This window comes from Mycobacterium sp. (assembly GCF_049280035.1).
GTDB lineage: Bacteria > Actinomycetota > Actinomycetes > Mycobacteriales > Mycobacteriaceae > Mycobacterium.
Window position 1 is genome coordinate 1 of record NZ_JBAPPI010000300.1, and the last position, 1,876, is coordinate 1,876.

The 1,876-nt window shown below is 67.4% G+C and carries 2 protein-coding genes and 1 pseudogene; all 3 read right to left on the minus strand.

The window, feature by feature from the left end; genetic code table 11:
• Nucleotides 1-618: pseudogene (locus tag WAN71_RS10115) on the minus strand (hypothetical protein); the annotation flags it as partial.
• 10 nt (nt 619-628) lie between these two features.
• Nucleotides 629-1,063: a Zn-ribbon domain-containing OB-fold protein gene (locus WAN71_RS10120; protein WP_422225204.1), complete on the minus strand. Its 435-nt coding sequence runs from the start codon at nt 1,061-1,063 to the stop codon at nt 629-631.
• Between the two features lies 1 nt (nt 1,064).
• On the minus strand, nt 1,065-1,876 hold an 812-nt coding region (locus WAN71_RS10125), incomplete at its 5' end, for a thiolase family protein (protein ID WP_422225205.1).

Genomic DNA, 1,876 nt, shown 5'->3' on the forward strand with positions numbered 1-1,876 from the left:
GTGCCAAGCCCAAGAGTCGTCGCCGTGATCGAGGTCGGGAGCCTCTGGGCCGGTGACGATCACCGGATCGCCCGCCTCGAACGACGTCATCAGCAGCCCGCCGGACGCGAAGCCCGCGCACTGGTCGGCGACCGGCAGGTATCCCGACTTTGGGACATCGCCAAGCAGGTTCGACGCCGACAGTGCATAACCGGATATGAGCGTGGCGACGGGAACGTCGTCGAGCAGCGTATAGCGCAGGTCGCGGGCCTCCCGCAGCTCGGGAGCCACCTGGTCGGCCGCGGCCCGGAACCCGCTCATCGCGGGTGCGCCCGCTAGCCGGGACATGGCGGCGACCGGTGGCGTCACCTCGACGTGACGGACGACGCGGGCGATCAGCTCGATAGTGGCCGAGAGCGTCACGGCGCCGAGCTCGGTCACCGTTCCGTCGGCCGCCGTCCACAGATCGCGCGCCCGCCCGTTCAGATACACCGGGTCCAGTGAGCCCTCGTCGCGGGTCATGTCGATCGACGTGGTGCGGCGCGCGGACCGGGGACGACGCGTTGGATTACCGGTCGTGGGCTCGTGCACGCCGTGCAGCGGATGAAGCCCGAAGGGCGGGGAGCCAAGGTCCGTCACCGAATGGACTTTAGCTCTGCTCGGCCGGTCGGAACGCGAAGGTCAATAGTGACTGGCCGCCGTCGGTCTCCAGCGTGGTGGTGGTCGACACCAAAGGCTGGCCGATCCGTAGTTCGGCCGGGTTCGCCTCGACGATCAGCGTCTCCACCAGCACGCCTTCGCTCAACTCGACGAAACCCACCACATAGGGCCGGAATAGGTCGGGGGACCGATTGCCCTTGTACGGCAACGGCGGCGGGAACTCCTGGGTGGTGTAGGTGTACAGCGTTCCCTCGGTGGACAACTCGATCGGCTCGATGTCCTCCTGGATTTCGGGGTCGCCGTCGAAGAGCTCGGGCCGCTCTGCGGGGAACTTCACCACCCCGGAAGAACGCCTGCGCGACGCAAACAGCACCGCACGGTCGCCGTCGACCCGGAACAGTCCCTCGGTGATCAGTGCGGTCATCTCAGGCCACCTCGATGACCATCGCGGCACCCATCCCGCCGCCGGCGCACATCGACAGCACGCCGATACCTCCACCGCGCCTGCGCAATTCGTATATCGCCGACGTGACCATCCGGGCACCGGTCGCCGCGATCGGGTGGCCGAGGCTGATGCCCGACCCGTAGACGTTGACGATCTCCTCGTCGAGTCCGAGCTCACGGGCACACGCGACCGCCTGCGCGGCGAACGCCTCGTTGATCTCGAACAGTGCCACGTCCTCAAGCTTGCGGCCGGCCAATTCGAGCGCCTTGGGAATGGCGGTGATGGGCCCGCTGCCGGTGCGGTTCGGCGCAACCCCCACCGCGCTCCACGAAAGGATCTGAGCCAGCACGTCGCTCGCGGTGTCCGGGGCGGCGAGTGCCACGGCGGCGGCGGCATCGTTGATGCCCGAGGAATTGCCCGCGGTCACGGTAAAGCCTTCGATCTCGGGATGCAGCACTTTCAGGCCCGCCAGCGACTCCATCGAACTGCCGCGTCGGGGATGCTCGTCTTCGGCGAACGTGATCGTGCTGCCATCGACTTGCGGCACCTCGATCGGCACGATCTCCTCGACGAATGAGCCGGCATCGATCGCCTTGACCGCGCGTTGGTGACTGCGCAGTGCCCACTCGTCCTGTGCCTCGCGGGAGATGCCGTACTGCACGGCGCAGTTGTGCGCGACGGTGATGGACATGTCCAGCGCTGGTGCGTCGGCGGTCGGCGGATGCGACAGCGGGAACCACTGTTCGTAGTCCTCTGGGGACTTGCCGGTGGTGAAGGGCTTGCGCTTCTGCA

Bases quoted from the DNA above. Each gene is read 5' to 3' on its own strand.
- WAN71_RS10120 (WP_422225204.1), bottom strand. From the start codon at position 1,063: ATGACCGCACTGATCACCGAGGGACTGTTCCGGGTCGACGGCGACCGT.